This window comes from Candidatus Pelagibacter sp. HIMB1715 (assembly GCF_052047595.1).
In the GTDB taxonomy this organism is placed as follows: domain Bacteria; phylum Pseudomonadota; class Alphaproteobacteria; order Pelagibacterales; family Pelagibacteraceae; genus Pelagibacter.
The window spans coordinates 1-17,644 of the sequence record NZ_JBNAJY010000019.1 but is presented as its reverse complement, the minus strand read 5'-3'; the positions used below and the strand labels follow the sequence as shown (position 1 = coordinate 17,644).

General features: G+C 28.5%; 19 protein-coding genes. 9 read left to right on the top strand and 10 right to left on the bottom strand.

Annotated elements, in window-relative coordinates; translation table 11 throughout:
* A partial coding sequence (locus ACTTAY_RS05575; protein WP_440672667.1) for a VanZ family protein occupies positions 1 to 310 on the top strand: 310 nt, incomplete at its 5' end.
* A complete protein-coding gene (locus ACTTAY_RS05570) occupies positions 297 to 896 on the top strand; it encodes a transglycosylase SLT domain-containing protein (protein WP_440672666.1) in 600 nt (199 codons plus the stop codon). The genes ACTTAY_RS05575 and ACTTAY_RS05570, both read left to right, overlap by 14 nt.
* On the opposite strand, the gene ACTTAY_RS05565 is transcribed toward ACTTAY_RS05570, so the two are convergent.
* Genes ACTTAY_RS05565 through msrA form a run of 4 tightly spaced genes read right to left on the bottom strand, consistent with a single transcriptional unit; the run spans position 893 to position 6,276 of the window.
* A complete protein-coding gene (locus ACTTAY_RS05565; RefSeq protein ID WP_440672665.1) occupies positions 893 to 4,015 on the bottom strand; it encodes an efflux RND transporter permease subunit in 3,123 nt (1,040 codons plus the stop codon). The genes ACTTAY_RS05570 and ACTTAY_RS05565 overlap by 4 nt on opposite strands.
* Before the next feature lie 4 nt (positions 4,016 to 4,019).
* Positions 4,020 to 5,015 carry an efflux RND transporter periplasmic adaptor subunit gene (locus ACTTAY_RS05560; protein WP_440672664.1) on the bottom strand — a complete coding sequence of 332 codons (996 nt, stop codon included), beginning with the start codon at positions 5,013 to 5,015 and terminating at the stop codon, positions 4,020 to 4,022.
* 3 nt (positions 5,016 to 5,018) lie between these two features.
* Entirely contained in the window at positions 5,019 to 5,831 is an 813-nt protein-coding gene (locus ACTTAY_RS05555) for a rhodanese-like domain-containing protein (RefSeq protein WP_440672663.1), read from the bottom strand.
* A 1-nt stretch (position 5,832) separates the two neighbouring features.
* Positions 5,833 to 6,276, bottom strand: coding sequence for a peptide-methionine (S)-S-oxide reductase MsrA (msrA, locus tag ACTTAY_RS05550; RefSeq protein ID WP_440650904.1), 444 nt, complete (start codon positions 6,274 to 6,276; stop codon positions 5,833 to 5,835).
* Between the two features lie 33 nt (positions 6,277 to 6,309).
* Between msrA and ACTTAY_RS05545 the strand changes: the two genes are divergently transcribed.
* Together ACTTAY_RS05545 and ACTTAY_RS05540 are read left to right on the top strand one after the other, a co-directional pair.
* Positions 6,310 to 7,191 (top strand): DMT family transporter, encoded by an 882-nt coding sequence (locus ACTTAY_RS05545; RefSeq protein WP_440633048.1) that lies wholly within the window; start codon positions 6,310 to 6,312, stop codon positions 7,189 to 7,191.
* Positions 7,184 to 7,819 (top strand): DNA-3-methyladenine glycosylase family protein, encoded by a 636-nt coding sequence (locus ACTTAY_RS05540; protein ID WP_440672662.1) that lies wholly within the window; start codon positions 7,184 to 7,186, stop codon positions 7,817 to 7,819. The genes ACTTAY_RS05545 and ACTTAY_RS05540 overlap by 8 nt, the downstream gene beginning before the upstream one ends.
* Here the strand turns inward: ACTTAY_RS05540 and ACTTAY_RS05535 are convergent.
* On the bottom strand, positions 7,806 to 8,102 hold the full coding sequence (locus tag ACTTAY_RS05535; protein ID WP_440633386.1) for a DUF1330 domain-containing protein: 297 nt from the start codon (positions 8,100 to 8,102) through the stop codon (positions 7,806 to 7,808). The two genes, ACTTAY_RS05540 and ACTTAY_RS05535, sit on opposite strands and share 14 nt — an antisense overlap.
* A gap of 28 nt (positions 8,103 to 8,130) precedes the next feature.
* Here ACTTAY_RS05535 and ACTTAY_RS05530 point away from each other — a divergent pair, with 28 nt between their 5' ends.
* Complete coding sequence (locus ACTTAY_RS05530; protein ID WP_440672661.1) at positions 8,131 to 8,664, top strand: phosphoribosyltransferase; 534 nt, start codon at positions 8,131 to 8,133, stop codon at positions 8,662 to 8,664.
* Positions 8,665 to 8,702: 38 nt separating this feature from the next.
* Here ACTTAY_RS05530 and ACTTAY_RS05525 read toward each other — a convergent pair whose 3' ends face one another.
* Positions 8,703 to 10,013 (bottom strand): NCS2 family permease, encoded by a 1,311-nt coding sequence (locus tag ACTTAY_RS05525; protein ID WP_075506462.1) that lies wholly within the window; start codon positions 10,011 to 10,013, stop codon positions 8,703 to 8,705.
* A gap of 127 nt (positions 10,014 to 10,140) precedes the next feature.
* Between ACTTAY_RS05525 and ACTTAY_RS05520 the strand changes: the two genes are divergently transcribed.
* On the top strand, positions 10,141 to 10,446 hold the full coding sequence (locus tag ACTTAY_RS05520) for a hypothetical protein (protein ID WP_440633046.1): 306 nt from the start codon (positions 10,141 to 10,143) through the stop codon (positions 10,444 to 10,446).
* Between the two features lie 41 nt (positions 10,447 to 10,487).
* On the opposite strand, the gene ACTTAY_RS05515 is transcribed toward ACTTAY_RS05520, so the two are convergent.
* Both ACTTAY_RS05515 and ACTTAY_RS05510 read right to left on the bottom strand, forming a co-directional pair.
* Complete coding sequence (locus ACTTAY_RS05515; RefSeq protein WP_440653084.1) at positions 10,488 to 10,934, bottom strand: Hsp20 family protein; 447 nt, start codon at positions 10,932 to 10,934, stop codon at positions 10,488 to 10,490.
* A 101-nt stretch (positions 10,935 to 11,035) separates the two neighbouring features.
* On the bottom strand, positions 11,036 to 13,111 hold the full coding sequence (locus ACTTAY_RS05510) for a S9 family peptidase (protein WP_440672660.1): 2,076 nt from the start codon (positions 13,109 to 13,111) through the stop codon (positions 11,036 to 11,038).
* Between the two features lie 16 nt (positions 13,112 to 13,127).
* Here ACTTAY_RS05510 and ACTTAY_RS05505 point away from each other — a divergent pair, with 16 nt between their 5' ends.
* Positions 13,128 to 13,628 carry a J domain-containing protein gene (locus ACTTAY_RS05505; RefSeq protein WP_440672659.1) on the top strand — a complete coding sequence of 167 codons (501 nt, stop codon included), beginning with the start codon at positions 13,128 to 13,130 and terminating at the stop codon, positions 13,626 to 13,628.
* Here the strand turns inward: ACTTAY_RS05505 and ACTTAY_RS05500 are convergent.
* Positions 13,625 to 14,563 (bottom strand): glycosyltransferase family 9 protein, encoded by a 939-nt coding sequence (locus ACTTAY_RS05500; protein WP_440672658.1) that lies wholly within the window; start codon positions 14,561 to 14,563, stop codon positions 13,625 to 13,627. The two genes, ACTTAY_RS05505 and ACTTAY_RS05500, sit on opposite strands and share 4 nt — an antisense overlap.
* A complete protein-coding gene (locus ACTTAY_RS05495; RefSeq protein WP_440672657.1) occupies positions 14,560 to 15,495 on the bottom strand; it encodes a GDP-mannose 4,6-dehydratase in 936 nt (311 codons plus the stop codon). Before ACTTAY_RS05495 ends, ACTTAY_RS05500 begins: the two co-directional genes overlap by 4 nt.
* A gap of 36 nt (positions 15,496 to 15,531) precedes the next feature.
* Here ACTTAY_RS05495 and ACTTAY_RS05490 point away from each other — a divergent pair, with 36 nt between their 5' ends.
* Positions 15,532 to 16,416 (top strand): dihydrodipicolinate synthase family protein, encoded by an 885-nt coding sequence (locus tag ACTTAY_RS05490; protein WP_440672656.1) that lies wholly within the window; start codon positions 15,532 to 15,534, stop codon positions 16,414 to 16,416.
* Between the two features lie 2 nt (positions 16,417 to 16,418).
* A complete protein-coding gene (locus ACTTAY_RS05485) occupies positions 16,419 to 17,609 on the top strand; it encodes a class I SAM-dependent methyltransferase (RefSeq protein WP_440672655.1) in 1,191 nt (396 codons plus the stop codon).
* Positions 17,610 to 17,644 lie beyond the last annotated feature (35 nt).

Here is a 17,644-nt window from a genome sequence, read left to right as displayed (position 1 = left end):
AGATCTTTTGGGATGTTATTTATATAATGACTGTCAAAAACAACTACAATTTACATCTGATTTTATTATTTCTATGAATCACTTTTATGCTTTCTTAATTCTTTCAGCACTTGGGTTTTTGACATATAGAGAGCTTTCATTATTTAAAATTTTAAGTATTTATTTGATTTTACTCTCAATAATTTTAGAAATTTTGCACTTTTTAATTCCTGGAAGAAGTTTTCAATTGTCTGATTTATTTGGAAACTTAATTGGTGTTGTTATAATTGTAATTATAAGTTTCTTTTTAAAAAAAAATGAAAAATATTAGAAGTATTTATATATTTACATTTATTTTGTTTTTAAGCGGTTGTTCTTCTGTACCAAAAAATGTTTCTGATGGTTGTTCAATATTTAATGAAAGATATTTATGGTACAAGCATGCTAAAAAAGCAGAAGCAAAGTGGGGTACACCAGTGTATTTACAATTAGCTATAATAAAGATGGAATCTAGCTTTGATAGGTTGGCAAAACCTCCAAGACAAAAAATATTCAAAGTTATCCCTTACAAAAGACCTTCTAGTTCTTTTGGATATTCTCAAGCGGTGAAAGGTACTTGGAAACAATACAAAGAAGAAACAGGAAATAAATTTGCAACAAGAGCAAGATTTAAAGATAGTGTTGATTTTATTGGTTGGTATACAAACAAAACTGAGAAAATTTTAAAAGTTTCAAAGAAAGATGCTTTTAGACAATATGTTGCATACCATGAGGGGTGGGGGAATTACAAAAACTATAAAAAAAATAATAAGGTTATTAACTTAGCTAAAAGAGTTGAGAAACAGTCAAATATTTATAAAAAACAATTATCAGATTGTAAAAATAAATTAACTACAAGTAAGTATATTATTTTTTAATTTAATTGTTTTTTCAGCTCTATATCTACGGCATCAATCCGCTTAGTATTTTTTGCTAATGCTAAATACATTGTAGGGGTTACATATAGAGTAAAGAATGTTGATATAATCATTCCACCTAAAATAGTTGCACCAACTGCTAATCTTGATCCTTCTCCAGCACCAGGACCTATATTTCCGATAACCAAAGGTATCATAGCAATCATAGTACTTAGTGATGTCATTATAATAGGTCTAATTCTTAGCTTACAGGCTTTCAACACTGCCTCTTGAATTTTAACACCTGTCGTTCTTATTTGATTGGCATAATCGACTATTAAAATACTATTCTTTGTAGAAATACCAATAAGAATGATCAAGGCAATTTGTGAAAATATATTTACTGAACTATTTAAAAATAAAATAAATACAAGACCACCAAATACAGCTAAAGGAACTGTCAAAATAATTATGAAAGGGTGTATAAAAGAGTTAAACGTTGCTGCCATTACTAGATAAGCAGTCAATAACGCTAAAGCAAAAATCAAATATATTTCATTTGTAGTTTCTTTTAATTCTTCTGATTTACCTTTCCATGTAATTTGGTTTTGAGGTGCAACTTTTAACATTACATCTTCTAAATATTTAACAGCTTCAGTTAATGTATAATTTTCTGATAGTGCAGCTGAAATTGTAACAGCTCTTTGTCGATTATATCTTGGTAGTGACTCTGCAGTTCCTTTTTCCTCAAATTCAACAAGACTAGCTATTGAAACTAATTTTCCAGTTGTTTCAGATCTTACAAATATTTTTGATAATCCGTCTTGATCACGTCTATCAGCTAAATATTGTTGTAAGATTATTGGGTATTCTCTTCCTTCTTTACTAAATGAAGTAACTCTTTTTCCTCCATAAAGTGTTTCAAGAGTTCTACCTATATTTTCTGTAGATACACCTAGGTCATTAGCTCGATTTTTGTTTGTGATTAATTTAACTTCAGGTTTGTTTTTAGTGTAATCACTTTCAATTCTGAACATATTTCTATTTTTTCTTAATTCTCTTAGAACATTATTTTGTATTTCCTCTAACTCCTCATAACTTGAACCATAAATAACCATTTGAACTGGTTTATTGTAACTCGAAACTCTTATTCCTTGCGGAGATATTGGAAATGCAAAAGTTTCTGGAACCGAAACTACTTGTCCAATAGCTTCTCTTAATACAGTTTGACTATTTTTTTCTCTATTTTTCCATTCATCAAGTAAAGCAATTATTATAAAAGTGTTATAAGATGTTGCGGATCTTCCAAATCCAGGAACTCTCATGATTAGTCTTTCATATGGGCTATCTTCTGCTTGCAATAATCTTAATATTCTTCCTTCAATTATCTGAGCTTTTTCTTGAGTATATTCAAATGAACTACCTTCATCTGTCGAACCTATTATTAAATAAGAACCTCTATCCTCCATAGGCAGCAATTCTTTTTTTGAAAAATTAAAAAGATAAGCAGATGCTGCAACGATAAAAATTATAAATATCGAAATAGTTTTTTGTCTATTTATCCAGTACTTGAGTGAATCAATATAAAATCCAGTAAAAGATTTAAATTTATTATTAAATTTTTTAACTAAGAAATTAACTTTTTCTTTTTTATTTAAAAACTTACTTCCAAGCATTGGAGATAGAGTTAATGCAACAAAGGATGATACTACAATTGAAAATGATAGCGCTATGGCTGTTTCTTTAAATAAAGTTCCAGATATTCCTTTTATAAATATAAGGGGCAAGAACACTGCAATTAAAATTAAAGTAGTTGCAATAATAGCAAAAGTAATTTGCTTAGAACCTTTATAAGCAGCAACTAGTGGTGTTTCACCATTTTCTATTCTAGTATAAATAGCATCTGTCATAATTACAGAGTCATCAGTAATTATTCCTATTGCTAAAATAAAACTTAATAATACAAAAATATTTATTGAGAGATCAAAAATGTATAATCCAAGAAATGAACCAATTAAACTAACAGGAAGAGCTACAGCTGGTACAATTACCGCTTTAAGATTTCCAAGAAAAAGATAAATAATTAAAACTACTAAAACAAAAGCAATAATTAAACTTTTATAAACTTCTTCGATTGCAGCACCAATATATGTTGCTCTATTAAATGCTATCTCCAAACTTAGTCCATCCGGAAGTGATTTATTAAGTTCTTTTATTTTGGCTTTAATTTGGTTTGATAGCTCTACTGTTGAAGCACCACTTTTAGCGTATATGCCAATTCCTACAGTTTTTAGGTTGAGTGCATTTTTACTTTGAGCTTTGAATAAAGTTTTCTCTGAAACAGGTCCAAATTCTATATTTGCAACATCAGAAAGTATTACTACTTTGTCTTTATTTTTTCTTAGAGGTAGTTGCTTTATAGTATCTATGTTTGAATAAGACTTATCTATATTTAAAGTTAAATCTTTATTATTTGCTTCTAATGTACCAGCAGGAATATTAAGATTTTCATTTCTTAAAGCTCTTTCAACCTCTTGAATTGTAAGGTTATTGGCTGCTAATTTGATAGGATCTATCCAAACTCTTACACTAAGCTCTCTTAGTCCACCAACTAAGATCCTACCAACATTTGGAACACTTGAAAAAGCATCTATCAAATATCTTTCGGCATAATCTCCAAGATCAAGATCGTCCCATGTAGGAGATGTCAGTGCTACCCACATTGTAGTTGTGAAACCTGCTGCTTGTTTTAGAATTTGGGGTGGATTAGATTCGCTAGGTAAATTGTCAACAACACGAGCAACTCTTTCTCTAATATCATTCGCTGCATCGTCTAAATCAATATCTGTATTAAATTGTATATTAATTCTGCTTCGTCCATTCAAAGAACTAGAGTCGATGTTTTTAATACCTTCTGCACCACCTATAACATCTTCAAGTTTTTGAGTTATTTCTTCATCAACAATTTCTGCTGACGCTGATTTATAATCAGTTTGAACTTGAACTACTGGAGGCTGTATTCCATCTGGAAGTTCTCGAACTGGTAGCTCCGCAAAAACAAATATTCCAAAAATAATTAGAATTAAAGACATTACCCAAGCAACAACAGGTCGTTTAATACTAACTTCGGTTATATACATTTAATTATTTTTTTTCTTTTTCAGATTTTTTAAAAATATTTTTTAACCAATCAAATTTACCTTTTTTTTCTTCAGCTTTTTTAGATTCATTTTTTTTGCCCCAACCAGAATTTCCTTGTTTTTTCTTTGCACCTTTTTCTATAGGTCTAATCGTTAAATTTGGTCTAACTTTTTTTGTACCTTCAGCAACAATTTTATCTCCTTTGTTTAATCCATCTAAAATCTCTACAAATCCTAAATATCTATCACCTACAGTAACGTTTGTTTTCATTACTTTATTTTTATCATCCACTTTATAAATAAATATATTTTCACCTTCGACTATTGTACTTGTGTCAGGTGCACTTAAACCATCTCTAACATTGTATTTAATTGAAATTTCTAAAAATGAACCTGGTAAAATTTCTCCAGATTTATTATCCATTTTTATTCTTGTAGCCAATGATCTGGTGTCTTGACTTATTCTACTTGCGAAGGAGTCAACTTCACCTTTATAGATTTTATTTTTATATCCAGAAAACTTTATATCAACAGGTAAACCAACTTTTATAAATGGAACAAAAATTTCTGGTATATCAACATCGCAATACAGTGAGCTAGTATCCTCTAAATTAATTAATAAAGAAGATTTTGATACTTCTAAATCTTCAGAAAATTCTCTTTTTCCAATAACCCCATCAAATTGAGCAATAATTTTCCTATTCTTAAGATTAGCAACAACATCGCCTTTTTTAACTTTTTTATTAAAATCTATTGGTTTTAATATCTCATACTTTTCAACCTTAAATGACTGAGTTTTAACTGGTGCTGCTGTTCCGTATGTACTTATAACATTTTCAAAAGTTCTCTCTTGTGTTGTGGTCACTATTATTCCAGGAGGAGGTCTTTTACTAAATTTTTTCTTAAAATGATTTCCAATCATTGTTCTGCCAATAATCACTATGGCAATTATTAAAAAGAAGATGACGATTATACTCGTGATTTTAGTTGATGTTTTCATAATTTAAATTTTTCCATATTCTGACCAAGATCCGTCATAAATAGTTGGATGATATTTAGTATTAACCAAAGAATATGCAAGCGCTAAAACACAAGCAGTAACACCAGATCCACAAGAAAAAACTAAATTTTCCTCAAAATTTTTTGATATTTCTTGAAATAATTTATTTAAATCCTCTTTATTTTTAAAAGTCTTATTTTCATTTATTACCTCTACAAAAGGTAAACATACTGAATTTGGAATAGAACCACTTCTTACATTTTTTCTTGGATCTGGAGCTTTACCTTCAAATCTTTCTCTACTTCGCGCATCTACTACTTTGAATTCTTTTTTAGAAATATTTTGATCAATTAAGACTTTATTTTTTACGAGTTTAGATAATTCATTACCCTCATAGTTAGATTTATTTAAATTTGCTGAAATATTTGAGGTCTTTTTATTTTCACTTTTCCATTTTTTAAAACCACCATCAAGAACATTAACCAATTTTGGATCATGACCAAAATAAATAAAATTATACCAACCTCTGCATGAACTTATGACATTTGAATTATCATAAATTACAATTTGATCATCATTTGAAATTCCTAAGTCTGAAATTATTTTATTCCAAGCTACTAAGCTTGGAAGCATATGAGGAAGGTCAGTGTCTTGTTTTGAATTTTTATCTAAATCAAAAAAAATAGCATTTGGGATATGCTCTTTATCAAATTCATCTTGAGCATTTCTATTTTCAGCAGGCATATGCCAAGAACAATCAATTATCTTCACTTTGTCGAGATTTTTCTCTAGCCAATCTGTATCAACCAATGACATACTATCTTTTTTCTAGATACTTTTGGTGATACTCTTCTGCTGTACAATAGTTTTTAGTTAATGAAATTTTTGTTACTACTTTGCCAGATAGTTTAATATTTTCTTTTTCTACCATCTTTTGTGCAATAGTTTTTTGATCATCGTTTGTATAAAAAATTTCACTTCTATACTGAGTTCCAAAGTCAGGCCCTTGAGAATTTAACGTAGTGGGGTCATGAAATTTAAAAAAATGTTCAAGAATATTTTCGTAAGAAATTATATTTGGATCAAATTCTAACTTAACTACTTCAGCATGATTGGTTGTACCAGAACAAACTTCTTTATAATTTGTTTTGTCAGAGTTACCTCCACAATATCCTACTTCTGTCTTTGTAACACCATCAAGCTTGCTGAACTTTATTTCTGGTCCCCAAAAACATCCTAAACCTAAAATTGCTATTTCCATTGATAAATACCTTAATTGATCTAAGTTAATCACATGTTATCAAAAAATCAATTGGGCTTTTTTTATATGTTTATATCTGTATGCGCTTTCTCGCTAATGGATTTAATTGTTAAATGGTCTGATGATTATCCAGTTGGGCAAGTTTTGTTTTTTAGAGGCTTTTGTGGAATAATCCCAATTTTATTCCTTATCCCTAAAGATCGGTATTTTGATTTCTATAAAACAACGCGACCTGTGCTTCATTTTAAAAGATGCTTAGCGGGACTTATAGCTTTAGTCTCTATATTTGTTGCACTTAGAAATTTACCTTTGGCAACTGTTGTAAGTATTTCCTTTGCTGCACCAATTTTTATTACAATTTTTTCAATTTTTTTATTAAATGAAAAAGTTGGTTTATATAGATGGATGGCAGTGTTAGTTGGATTTTTAGGAATAATATTTATTACTGAGCCAGGGTTTAGTGCTTTAAATGTGTATTATATTTACCCAATTATTTTTTGTTTAGGTCTTTCCTATGTAGCAATTGCTATAAGAAAATTATCATCAACCGAACCTGCTTGGTTGATCAGTTTTTTCTTTTCATTCTCGATAATGCTTCTAAGTTTTTTATCGTTTTATCAGGGATGGATCTTGCCAAGTTTACTTGATTTATTTTTGCTATCAATGGTTGGTATATTAGGTGGTCTTGCAAATTTATGGCTATCACAATCTTATAAATATTCAGAAGTTAGTTTGGTTTCTCCTTTAAAATATCTTGGATTAGTTTTCGCAATAATATTTGGATATTTTATTTGGAATGAAATACCAACTTCTAAAACTTTGTTAGGTGCTTTATTAGTTATTGTTTCATCTATAATTATATTTAGAAGAGAAATGTATTTGAAAAAAAAACTATCTGTTTCACGTCATGAGTAAAACCCCGTCATATTGGAATAAAGCAAAAAAGTATTTATCAAAAAAAGATAAAACAATGTCCTTTTTGATTAAAAAATATAAGTCACCATCAGAAACTGTTCTTACATCAAGGCGAGATGTTTTCTTTTCTCTTTGTAAAAGTATAATTGGTCAACAAATTAGTGTAGCTGCTGCTAACTCAGTTTTTTTAAAGTTTAAAAAAAAATGTAAAAACAAAATTAATGCAAAAACAGTGAATAAATTATCAAGCTCTCAATTAAAGAGCTGTGGATTAAGTAGACAAAAAGTTAAGGGTATAAAAAGTTTAGCAGAACAAGTATTAAATAAAACATTTAATCCCAAAGTTATTCCAGGTATGTCTGATGAAGAAGCAATTATTTATTTATCTAAACTAAGACAAATAGGAAGATGGTCAGCTGAAATGATTTTATTATTTACTTATAATCGTCCCGATATATGGCCTGTACAAGATATAGGACTTTTAAGAGCTATTTCAAAAAATTATAATAAAAAATATCTTCCACCAGAAAGCTATGTAAACTTATTGAAAAAAAGATTTTCCCCATATTGTTCTGTAGCCACATGGTATCTTTGGAGAAGTATAGATCCTGAGCCTATTCAATATTAAAAGCCTCGACTATCTGTAAGTTTCTTTCGGTAGTATCTTTTGCGAGCGCCCAACCTTCTTGATATTCTTTAGAGTCATGACACTCCATAGCTTTTTCATAACTAGGAAATTCCCAAATTACTGTTCTTGGGTAAGTTTCTCCCTCTAAAGTATTAAACTTTCCTCCTCTTACTAGTGGTACACCCCCATAACTTTTAATTATATCTGTAACTTTAGCTCCATATTTTTTAATATTTTCTTGGTTATCTATCTTTTTATACAAAGCAATCCAGTAAACCTTCATCATTTCTCCTTTTTAAATTTTTTTACTTATGATACTAAACTTCATGGCTGACAAACTTATAATCTCTTTTGATGAATATATAAAAATTGTTGAGAAACTGGCAATACAAATTCACAAGGCATACAAACCTACAGTTTTAATTGGTATTATGAGAGGTGCTGCACCGATCCTTGATATCTTATCGAGGATTTTAAAATTACCAATAGCCTACATTGTTATTCAAAGTTATTCAGGCGAAGGAATGGAAGATAAGCAAGGTGAACTTATGTTCGCTAGAGAAATAAGCTCATTAGCTAATAACGAGGATTTTAGTAAAGTTTTGTTGATAGATGATCTTTCTGATACTGGTTTAACTTTAAATAAAAGTATTGAGTGGTTAAAAAATTATCCTCAAACAAAAGATTTTATAAAAGAAGTTAAAACTGCTTGCCTTTGGAAAAAAAAATCATCAACCTTCGAACCAGATTTTTGTCCTGTAAGACTAGATTCTGACCCATGGATTGTTCAGCCAACTGAACATTACGAAGAATTATCTATTGAAGAGTTAATTAAAAGAAATTAGTTAACAGGGCTAGTAAACTAGCCCTGTTAAGATCTTATTTAACTTACAGCAAAACTTACAACACTAAGTATTGCAACTACCCATATTGCTGGAGAAGTGCTTGAAAACTTTCCAGTAAATATTTTAATTAATGCGTAAGAAACAAATGCTAGGGCAATTCCATTACTAATACTGTATGTTAACGGCATTGCTATCATTGCAAGTATTGCAGGAGCAGACTCAGAAATATCGTTCCACTCAATATCTGTAATATTTCTTACAAAAAGAACAGACACAAAAAGTAGAGCTGCACCATCAATTTGTTTAGGTAAACTAGTTGCCAAAGGGGCAAAAAAGATACATGCTAAAAACAAAATACCTATTACAAGAGAGGTCATTCCTGTTTTACCACCTGCTTTTACACCAGCACCAGACTCAACATAACTTGTTACAGTAGTAGTTCCCATCATTGCACCCGCAACTGTTCCAACACTGTCAGATAGCATTGCTTTATTGATATCTTGGACTTTTCCATCTTTACCTACTTTACCTGCAACGTTTGCAACAGAAGTTAAAGTTCCAGCTGTATCAAAGAAGTCGATAAACAATAAAGTGAATATTACTGTAGACATACTAGCAGTCATTGCAGCAGACAAATCAAAATCAAAAAGATATGTCATAGGAGGAGGTGAGCTAGCTAAACCATTAAATTTAGCAAGGCCAGCAGCCCAAGCAATGATACTAAATACCAAAATTCCTATGATGATGTTACCTTTTACATTCATTTTTTCTAAAACAATGATTGCTATAAAAGTTGCACATCCTAAAAGAACTAATGGATCTCCAAGATTGCCTAATTTAACTAAAGTAACAGGATCATCTACAACCACTTCCATAATTTGTAATCCGATAATCGCTAAAAATAATCCTATACCTGCACCAATTCCTAATTTTAAACTTTTTGGAATTGAGTTAATTAGCCATGCTCTTATTGGCGTTAAAGATATTATTAAGAATAATACACCTGCTACCAATACTGCACCAAGTGCTTCTTGAGGTGTGTATCCCATTCCCGCACATACACCAAATGCAACGAATGCGTTAATACCCATTCCAGGTGCAAGTCCTATTGGCCAAGTCTTTCCATAAAAAGCCATAATAAAACATGCTAAAGCTGTAGCTAAAATCGTAGCTGTATATACCGCGCCGAAATCAAAGAAACCTTTTTCGGGTCCGGCGAATTCTCCCGATAAGATAAATGGATTTAAAAACATTATATAAGCCATCGTTAAGAATGTTGTGGTTCCAGCTATGACTTCAGTTTTAAAATCTGTTTTGTGTTTTTTATAATTAAAATAATTATCAAGCATTTGTCCTCCTAATGTCTGATAATTATTTGATTCTGTTGAATAATACTTTGAATAAGTCCATTTTATTCACAAAATTCAACCCATAAGTTTATATTTATGCCATAATTGTAATGATAGTGTGATTAATATGAAAAATTTGAAAATTTTATTCACTATATTTTTTATCTTTTTATTTGTTTCTGGTTGTCAAACAGTTAAGCAAAAAACAGACGCAGCTATTCAAAAAGAAAATAAAAAGTTGAGTGAATTTATTGGTCAATCAGCAAGTAAATTACAAATGGAACTTGGAAAACCTGATGAAGATTTTGAAAATGAAAAAGGTAATTTTATATTTATTTATAATACCAAGAAGTATGGCTTTCCATGTGAGAGAAGATTTGAGATTAATCCAGATAAGCTAGTAATTGGATTTGCTTCCAACGGATGTTTTTAAATTTTACCTGCGAGGATAAATCCTCGCAAGTAAGGGTAAACTTATTTAATTTCTATAAGTTTTTTCTTTTTGTGCTCTGGTATAATTCTTTCACAAGATATTGTTAAAAGACCATCTTTAAGTTCAGCACCATTAACTTTTACATCATCAGCAATAGTGAATGATCTTGCAAATTGTCTTTGAGAAATACCTTTGTGAATTATTTCTCCATTAACATCATTGTTCTCAGATTTATCAACTTGTTTTGTTCTTACCGTTAATAAATTATCTTCAAACTCAACCTCAACATCATTTTTATTAAAACCAGCCAATGCAACTTCAATTGCATAATTATCCTTACCAGTTTTTCTAATGTTGTATGGAGGGTAGTTTGATTGCATTGTCAAACTTCCATTACCCAACATGTTTTCAAATTGATCAAACATATCGTCAAAACCAATTGAAAAAGGTCTTAGTGAGTTAAATATAGATAGATCCTTACTTGTCATAATATCCTCCTTTTTTAAGCAAGTTTATTTTATGCAAGCCCCAAAAGGCGACTTACATTGTATATTTAGGTATGATTAAAAAGATTTCAATATCTGAAAAATTAAATTTTTTCTGAAATTTTTAATGCAAATGCGTAGTCGAGTGCAATTTCTTCTATTGCTCCATCTCTACCAGATTTACCTCCATGACCTGCATTCATTTCTGTTTTGAGAAGTAGTAAATTATTATCAGTTTTATAATCTCTAAGTTTAGCTGTAAATTTTGCAGGTTCGTCAAACAAAACCCTGTTATCACTTAAACTAGTTGTTATTAGCATATGAGGATAATCCATTTTTTTTATATTATTATATGGAGCATATGAAAATATATAATCAAAGTGTTCTTTGTTTTCTTTAGCATTACCAAATTCATCAAATTCACCAACTGTAAGTGGTAAAGAGTGATCAAGATTTGTAGTTAATGAATCAACAAAAGGAACAGCCATAATTATACCTAAAAATAATTCAGGCGCTTGATTAACAACAGCTCCCATTAATAAACCGCCTGCAGATCCACCCATTCCAATTATTTTTCCTTTTGAGGTGTAGTTATTTTCAATCAAATATTTTGCAGCATAAATATAATCTTCAAATGTATTTTTTTTATTTGTTAGTTTTCCTTCTTTCCACCATTTCATTCCTTTTTCCATTCCACCTCTAATGTGTGCAGTGGCCCAAATAATATTTCTATTTATTAAGCTAAGTCTTGTTGAGGAAAAACTTGGACTCATCGAACTACCATACGATCCGTATCCGTATAGTAACAAATTTGCTGTTCCGTCTATTTTTGTATTTTTGTGTCTTGTAATCGTAAGTGGAACCATTCTTCCATCATGGGATTTAAACTCTATTCTCTCAACTATATAATCATCTATATTATGGCCTGATGGTATTTCTTGTTCTTTTACAAGTATTTTAGATTTAGTTTTTAAATTGTATTTGTAAACTCTCGAAGGCGTTTTGGGTGAAGAATATGAAACATAAACCTCATCTGTGTCTCTATTTCTTTGTGTTAATGAAACACCAGGAACACATACTTTTTCGTCAGAAAAAATTAGTTCTTCTTCATTATTTGTTGAAGTATCAATAACAAACAATTTGTCCAAAGCATCTGACGTTTCGGATCTAATTATCCAGTTATTTAAAAATGAAAGTCCACCAATTAACACTTCTTTTTTTGCAGGAATAAATGTCTCCCACTTCTGATTTTCTAAAGTTTCTGAAATATCTATTTTAAAATCCTCCGCATCTTTATTTGTATGATTATAAAATTTTCCATTCCATGAATTTACAGAGTAAAGAATTCCTTTTTCACGTTTAATTATTAATTTTGGATTTGGTTTTGCTTCATTTACATTAAAGTAATATTGTTCCGAAGTATTGTGATCTGAAGTGTTTATAAAATAATATTTTTCATCAGAACTTAATCCAATACTAACAGTGAAAGCTTCACTTTTTTCCTCAAAGATTAGTTCATCTTCACTTTCAAAATCTCCAATTTTATGTCTATAAATTTTTCTAGCTCTATGATTTTCATCTAACTTTGAATAAAAAAGATACTTATCATCAAAGCTGAAAATTATACTTCCTGACGTTTCTTTTATTTCTTTTGAAATTATTTTATTATTTTTAATATTTCTTACATAAATTGTATAATACTCGGAACCTTTGGTATCTAGTGAGTACCCAAGATATTGATCATTGTTACTAACCTCTAAATCTCCAACACCAAAATATTCAACATTTAATTTTTCTTTTTCTTTATCTCCATTCCAAATTTCTTCAATTTCTGACGAACCAATTTTTTTTCTTAATTTTATAGAGTAATTTCCTTTGGCAGTAGTTTTTGTCCAATATTCATATGAATGATCTTTAAAAGGTAAGCTTTCATCATCTAATTTTATTCTACCTTTAATTTCATCAAATAGTATTTTTTGAGCATTTTTCGTATTTTTTAGATGATACTCAGTATACCTATTTTCATCTTCTAAATATTCTTTTACCTCTGGAAGAAGCTTAGTTTTGTCTTGCAAGACTTCTAAAATATTTTCTTGATGTATCCAGCTATAATTATCTTCCCATTCAGTATTGTGACAAGATTTTAACTCTGGTTTTTTTTTAAGATATGGTACTTTCATTATTAATTGGAAATATATGAATTTTATTATTTATACATTATTAATTGTAGTTGGTTTATATATTTTATTAAGGTTTTTCACTCGTGTTGCGTCAAAAAAAATTTCTAAAGGTTTAAGAGTATTTTTATTTATAATTTTAACTATTTTTGCAGTTTTGTTTGCAGTTGGAGGTAAATTTTTACTCACATTGCCATTTACTCTCGCGAGTCTTGCTCTTTTAAAATTGAAAGGTATGTCTATTTTTCAATTAATTTCACTATATAGATTGATTCAAACTTTGAGAAATTCAGGAAGATTTTCCTTTAATAATAATGCTTCAAATTTAAATACGATGTCTACTGAAGAGGCATACCGTATACTCAATTTAAATCCTTCGAAAAATTTAACTAAAGAAGATGTAAACAAAGCATACATAAAAATACAAAAAAAAATTCATCCAGATATTTCTCCTGAAACTTCTAGATTATCTACTTTAGTAAATGAGGCTAAAGAAATTGTTCTTAATGATATTAGCTAATTTTTTAATTTATTTATTGTTTCAATTACTTTTTCCACAGAAATGAGGTTTGGGTTTGCATTTGTACCATGAGTTATTTCCTCAATATTGTACTCATCAGGTACTAATCTAAAATGGTTTTTACTATAATCAGTGTAAGCTTTTGGAGCATCTAATAAAAATACAATACTTTTTTTACCTGATTGAGAAATTACATGAGAGCCAAAAGAGTCGTTACCTACATACATGTCTGAAGCACACAAATAGGGTAAAACGTCGTAAATTTTTTTATCACTTAATGTCATAAAATTATCATCTTCTAAATTTGAAGTAATTTCATTTTCAATTTCTTTTTCATTTGGACCGCATAAAATTAAAAAAAAATATTTTCCTGTTTTATTTAAATTGTTTACTAAATTAGAAAAATTTTTTGAACCCCATCTTGTTGTTGGTCCAGAAGATCCCACACCAAGCACTATTTTAAAATAATCATTTTTTATTTCAGATTTAACTTTGTCTAATCTTTCTTTTTGAATGTAAAATGTTGTTTCTGTTGGAGAATTTTTGATATTTAGTGTTTTTTCGGTAAATAATTTAGCTGCCTTAATCAAATGTAAATTTTTTTTTTCATAAAATTTATAAGAATAAACATTTTTAATACCTGCAATTTTTGCCGCAAGATATACTCTTAAACTTGGGTAAAAAATTAATAAATTTTCAAAATTAAATTTTTTTAAAATTTTACTAAGTTTAAATATGTCAAAAAATTTTTTAGTAAATTTATCTAAGTAAAATACATTTTCAATCAATGGATCGTCGGCTAAAGCTTCTTTTAAATTTTTACAAAGTGTAATAATTGTAACTGGCCCGTACTTTTTTGCTACTTGATGGCAGTATGCAAGATGTAATAAATTTGCACCTAGTCCAGAATAGCTCAAATATATTCCTGTTTTCATAGAGAATTATACATTTTTCTAATAAGCTTTTTCCCAATAATATTAAATTTAAAATTGTATTCTTTTTTTAGAAATAAAGAGTTTTTGCTATCACTAGCTAATAATTTGTTTTCTTGTTTTCTGAAATATTTTTTATTTATTGAGAAATATTTTTTATAATCAAGTCTGCTCAAATAGTACGCAGTTTCTAATATTTCTTTACCAGATAATTTTTTTCCTGGTGAAATAATTAAATCCCTGCTTCCAAGATTTGAAGCTTTTAATATTAATTTTACAACTTCTGTTACCCATGAGTAATCTCTAAATGTATTTATATTGCCAACTTCTATTTTTTTTTTATTTTTTGCAGCTAAGCAAATTTTTTTGATAAAAAAATCATTAGGTCTTAAAGGTGATTCAATCTGCATAAATACTAAGTTAAATACGTTTAACTTATATTTCCTATATTTTTTTATTAATTTGAATACTTCTTTTTGTGTTTGGATATATGGATTACTGTTTGTTGAATATTTACATTTAAGAGTGATTAATCCTTTTTTTGGTGAAAATATGTATCCAGAATTTGCTTTGAAAAATTTTGTATCTGATTTTTCTTTTTTTAAAATTTCTAAGAAATTTTTAGTTCCAATATAATGGGATGCAAAAGTTTCTTTTTTTAGTTTGATACTTTTTGGAATTGAGCTAACTCCACTAAAATAAAATATTTTTTTAGGATTATATTTTTTTAAAATATAATAAATTTCTTTTTTGTTATTAGTATTTAGCTTTTCAAAAATAATTTTTTTTTTTATTTTTAAGTATTCATAATTGGTAAATTTTTTATTTAATGTCCTTGAGGTAACAATTATTTTTTCATTTTTCTTTAAAAGCGCTGCAGAAAGATATGCTCCTAATACACCTGATCCAATAATTAAGTTTACTTTTTTATTCATTTTTTTTTTGAATTATTATATTCTTTTAAAAAATATATGAGTTTATTAAAAGGTATTTATGCTGCATCAATGTCTGTTTTAAATAACGATTTGACATTAAACATTGATAAAACAATTGAGCACTCTGAAATGGTAATAGAAAACGGTTGTCATGGGGCTGCAATTTTTGGAAGTACAGGACAAGCTCAGCTGATACCAGTCGCTGAAAAAATTAAACTTCTAAACAAAATATCAACTAATAAATACAAAGATAATTTTATTATTGGTACAGGCTTAAATTCTTTAGGGGAAATAATAAATTTAATGAGAGTTGCAACATCATTAAATTTAGAAAAATTTTTAATTATGCCACCTGCATTTTATAAATATAGCGATGAAGATGTTTTTAATTTTTACTCCAAAATTGTAGAGTCAATTCCAAATGCTAAGATTGTATTATATAATTTTGAAAAACTTTGTGGATATAAATTCAGTGTAGAATGTGTTGAAAGACTAGCCAAAAATTTTCCAGATCAAATAGTTGGTGTTAAGGACAGTTCGTATAATCTTTTTGAAAATTTAAAGATAGATAATTTTTCTGTCATGCCAGGCTCAGAGTCAAAATTATTAAAAGGACTAGAATTAGGTTGTTCGGGAATAATCACAGCAACATGTAACGCAACATCTAAACTTGCTCGAAAAGTATATGATGATTTTAATGAGGGAAAAGAACAGGAAGTTAATAACAATTTATGTGATGTAAGAGGGACATTTGAAAAATATAATTTAATTTCTGGATTACATACTTTTTATAAACATAAAGACAGTGCATATAAAAATTTACTTCCACCTTTGAGAATATTAAATAAAGATGAAGAAAGTGATCTTTTAAATAATTTAGAAAAATTTAATTTTTCTTTAAAATCATCAATGGCAGCTTAAAAATGCAATTAGCAAGGTTCTTGAATAGTGTTTTTAAGAAAGATGGTTTTATTTTAGTCGATGCAAACTCAAAAAATTATATCATTGGAAATCCTGAAAAAGAAAATCCTATAAAAGTTAAAATACTAAATAAAAGTCTTCATTATAAACTTTTACTCCATCCTGATCTTTATTTTGGAGAAGCTTATACAGATGGAGAAATAGTAATTGAAAATGGAAGTCTTACAGATTTTTTAGATTTATCTTTGATGAATTTCGGAAGAGGAGAATTAAATTTTTTTAGTTATTTAATTAATAGGTTAAGAGGATCATATAGATATCTAACAAATTTCAATTTTATTAAAAAATCTAAAATGAATGTCTCACATCATTATGATATTAAAGATGATCTTTACGATTTATTTTTAGATCCTAAAAGACAATATTCATGTGCTTACTTCAAAAATGAAAATGATACTTTGGAAGAAGCCCAAAATAATAAAATTCAACATATAATTAAGAAATTAAATATAAAGCCAAACCAAAAAGTTCTTGATATTGGATGTGGATGGGGTTCTTTAGCTATTGATATTGCAAAATCAGCAAACTGTGAAGTAACTGGAATCACATTGTCAGAAAATCAATTAAAATATTGCAAACAAAAAGCCAAAGAACTTAATTTAGATAATCAATTAACATTTAAATTAATGGATTATAGGGAACTTAATGAAAAATTTGACAGGATTGTAAGTGTTGGGATGTTTGAACATGTAGGAAGAAAATTTTATAAAAAATTTTTCTCACAAGTTGAAAAACTTCTTAAAGATGATGGAGTTTCATTAATTCATACTATTGGATCAGTAAATCCTCCAAGAGACCCTCATCCATGGATTACAAAATACATATTTCCAGGTGGCTACACGCCAAGTTTAAGTGAAGTAACTACTCCAATTGAAAAAGCAGGCTTAATTGTTGCTGATATTGAGGTATTAAGAATGCATTATTCTCACACATTAAGAAATTGGAAAGAAAATTGCCTAAAGAATAAAGATAAAATTATTAACATGTTCGATGAGCGTTTTTTTAGAATGTGGGAATTTTATTTAGCAGGTTGCGAAATGGCTTTTAAATGGGGGGACCAAGTTGTATATCAATTTCAACTTACAAAAAACTATACTTCAACACCTGTTACAAGAGACTATATTTATCAATAATTTATTGATAAATAATTAATTCATTTAAATGAAAA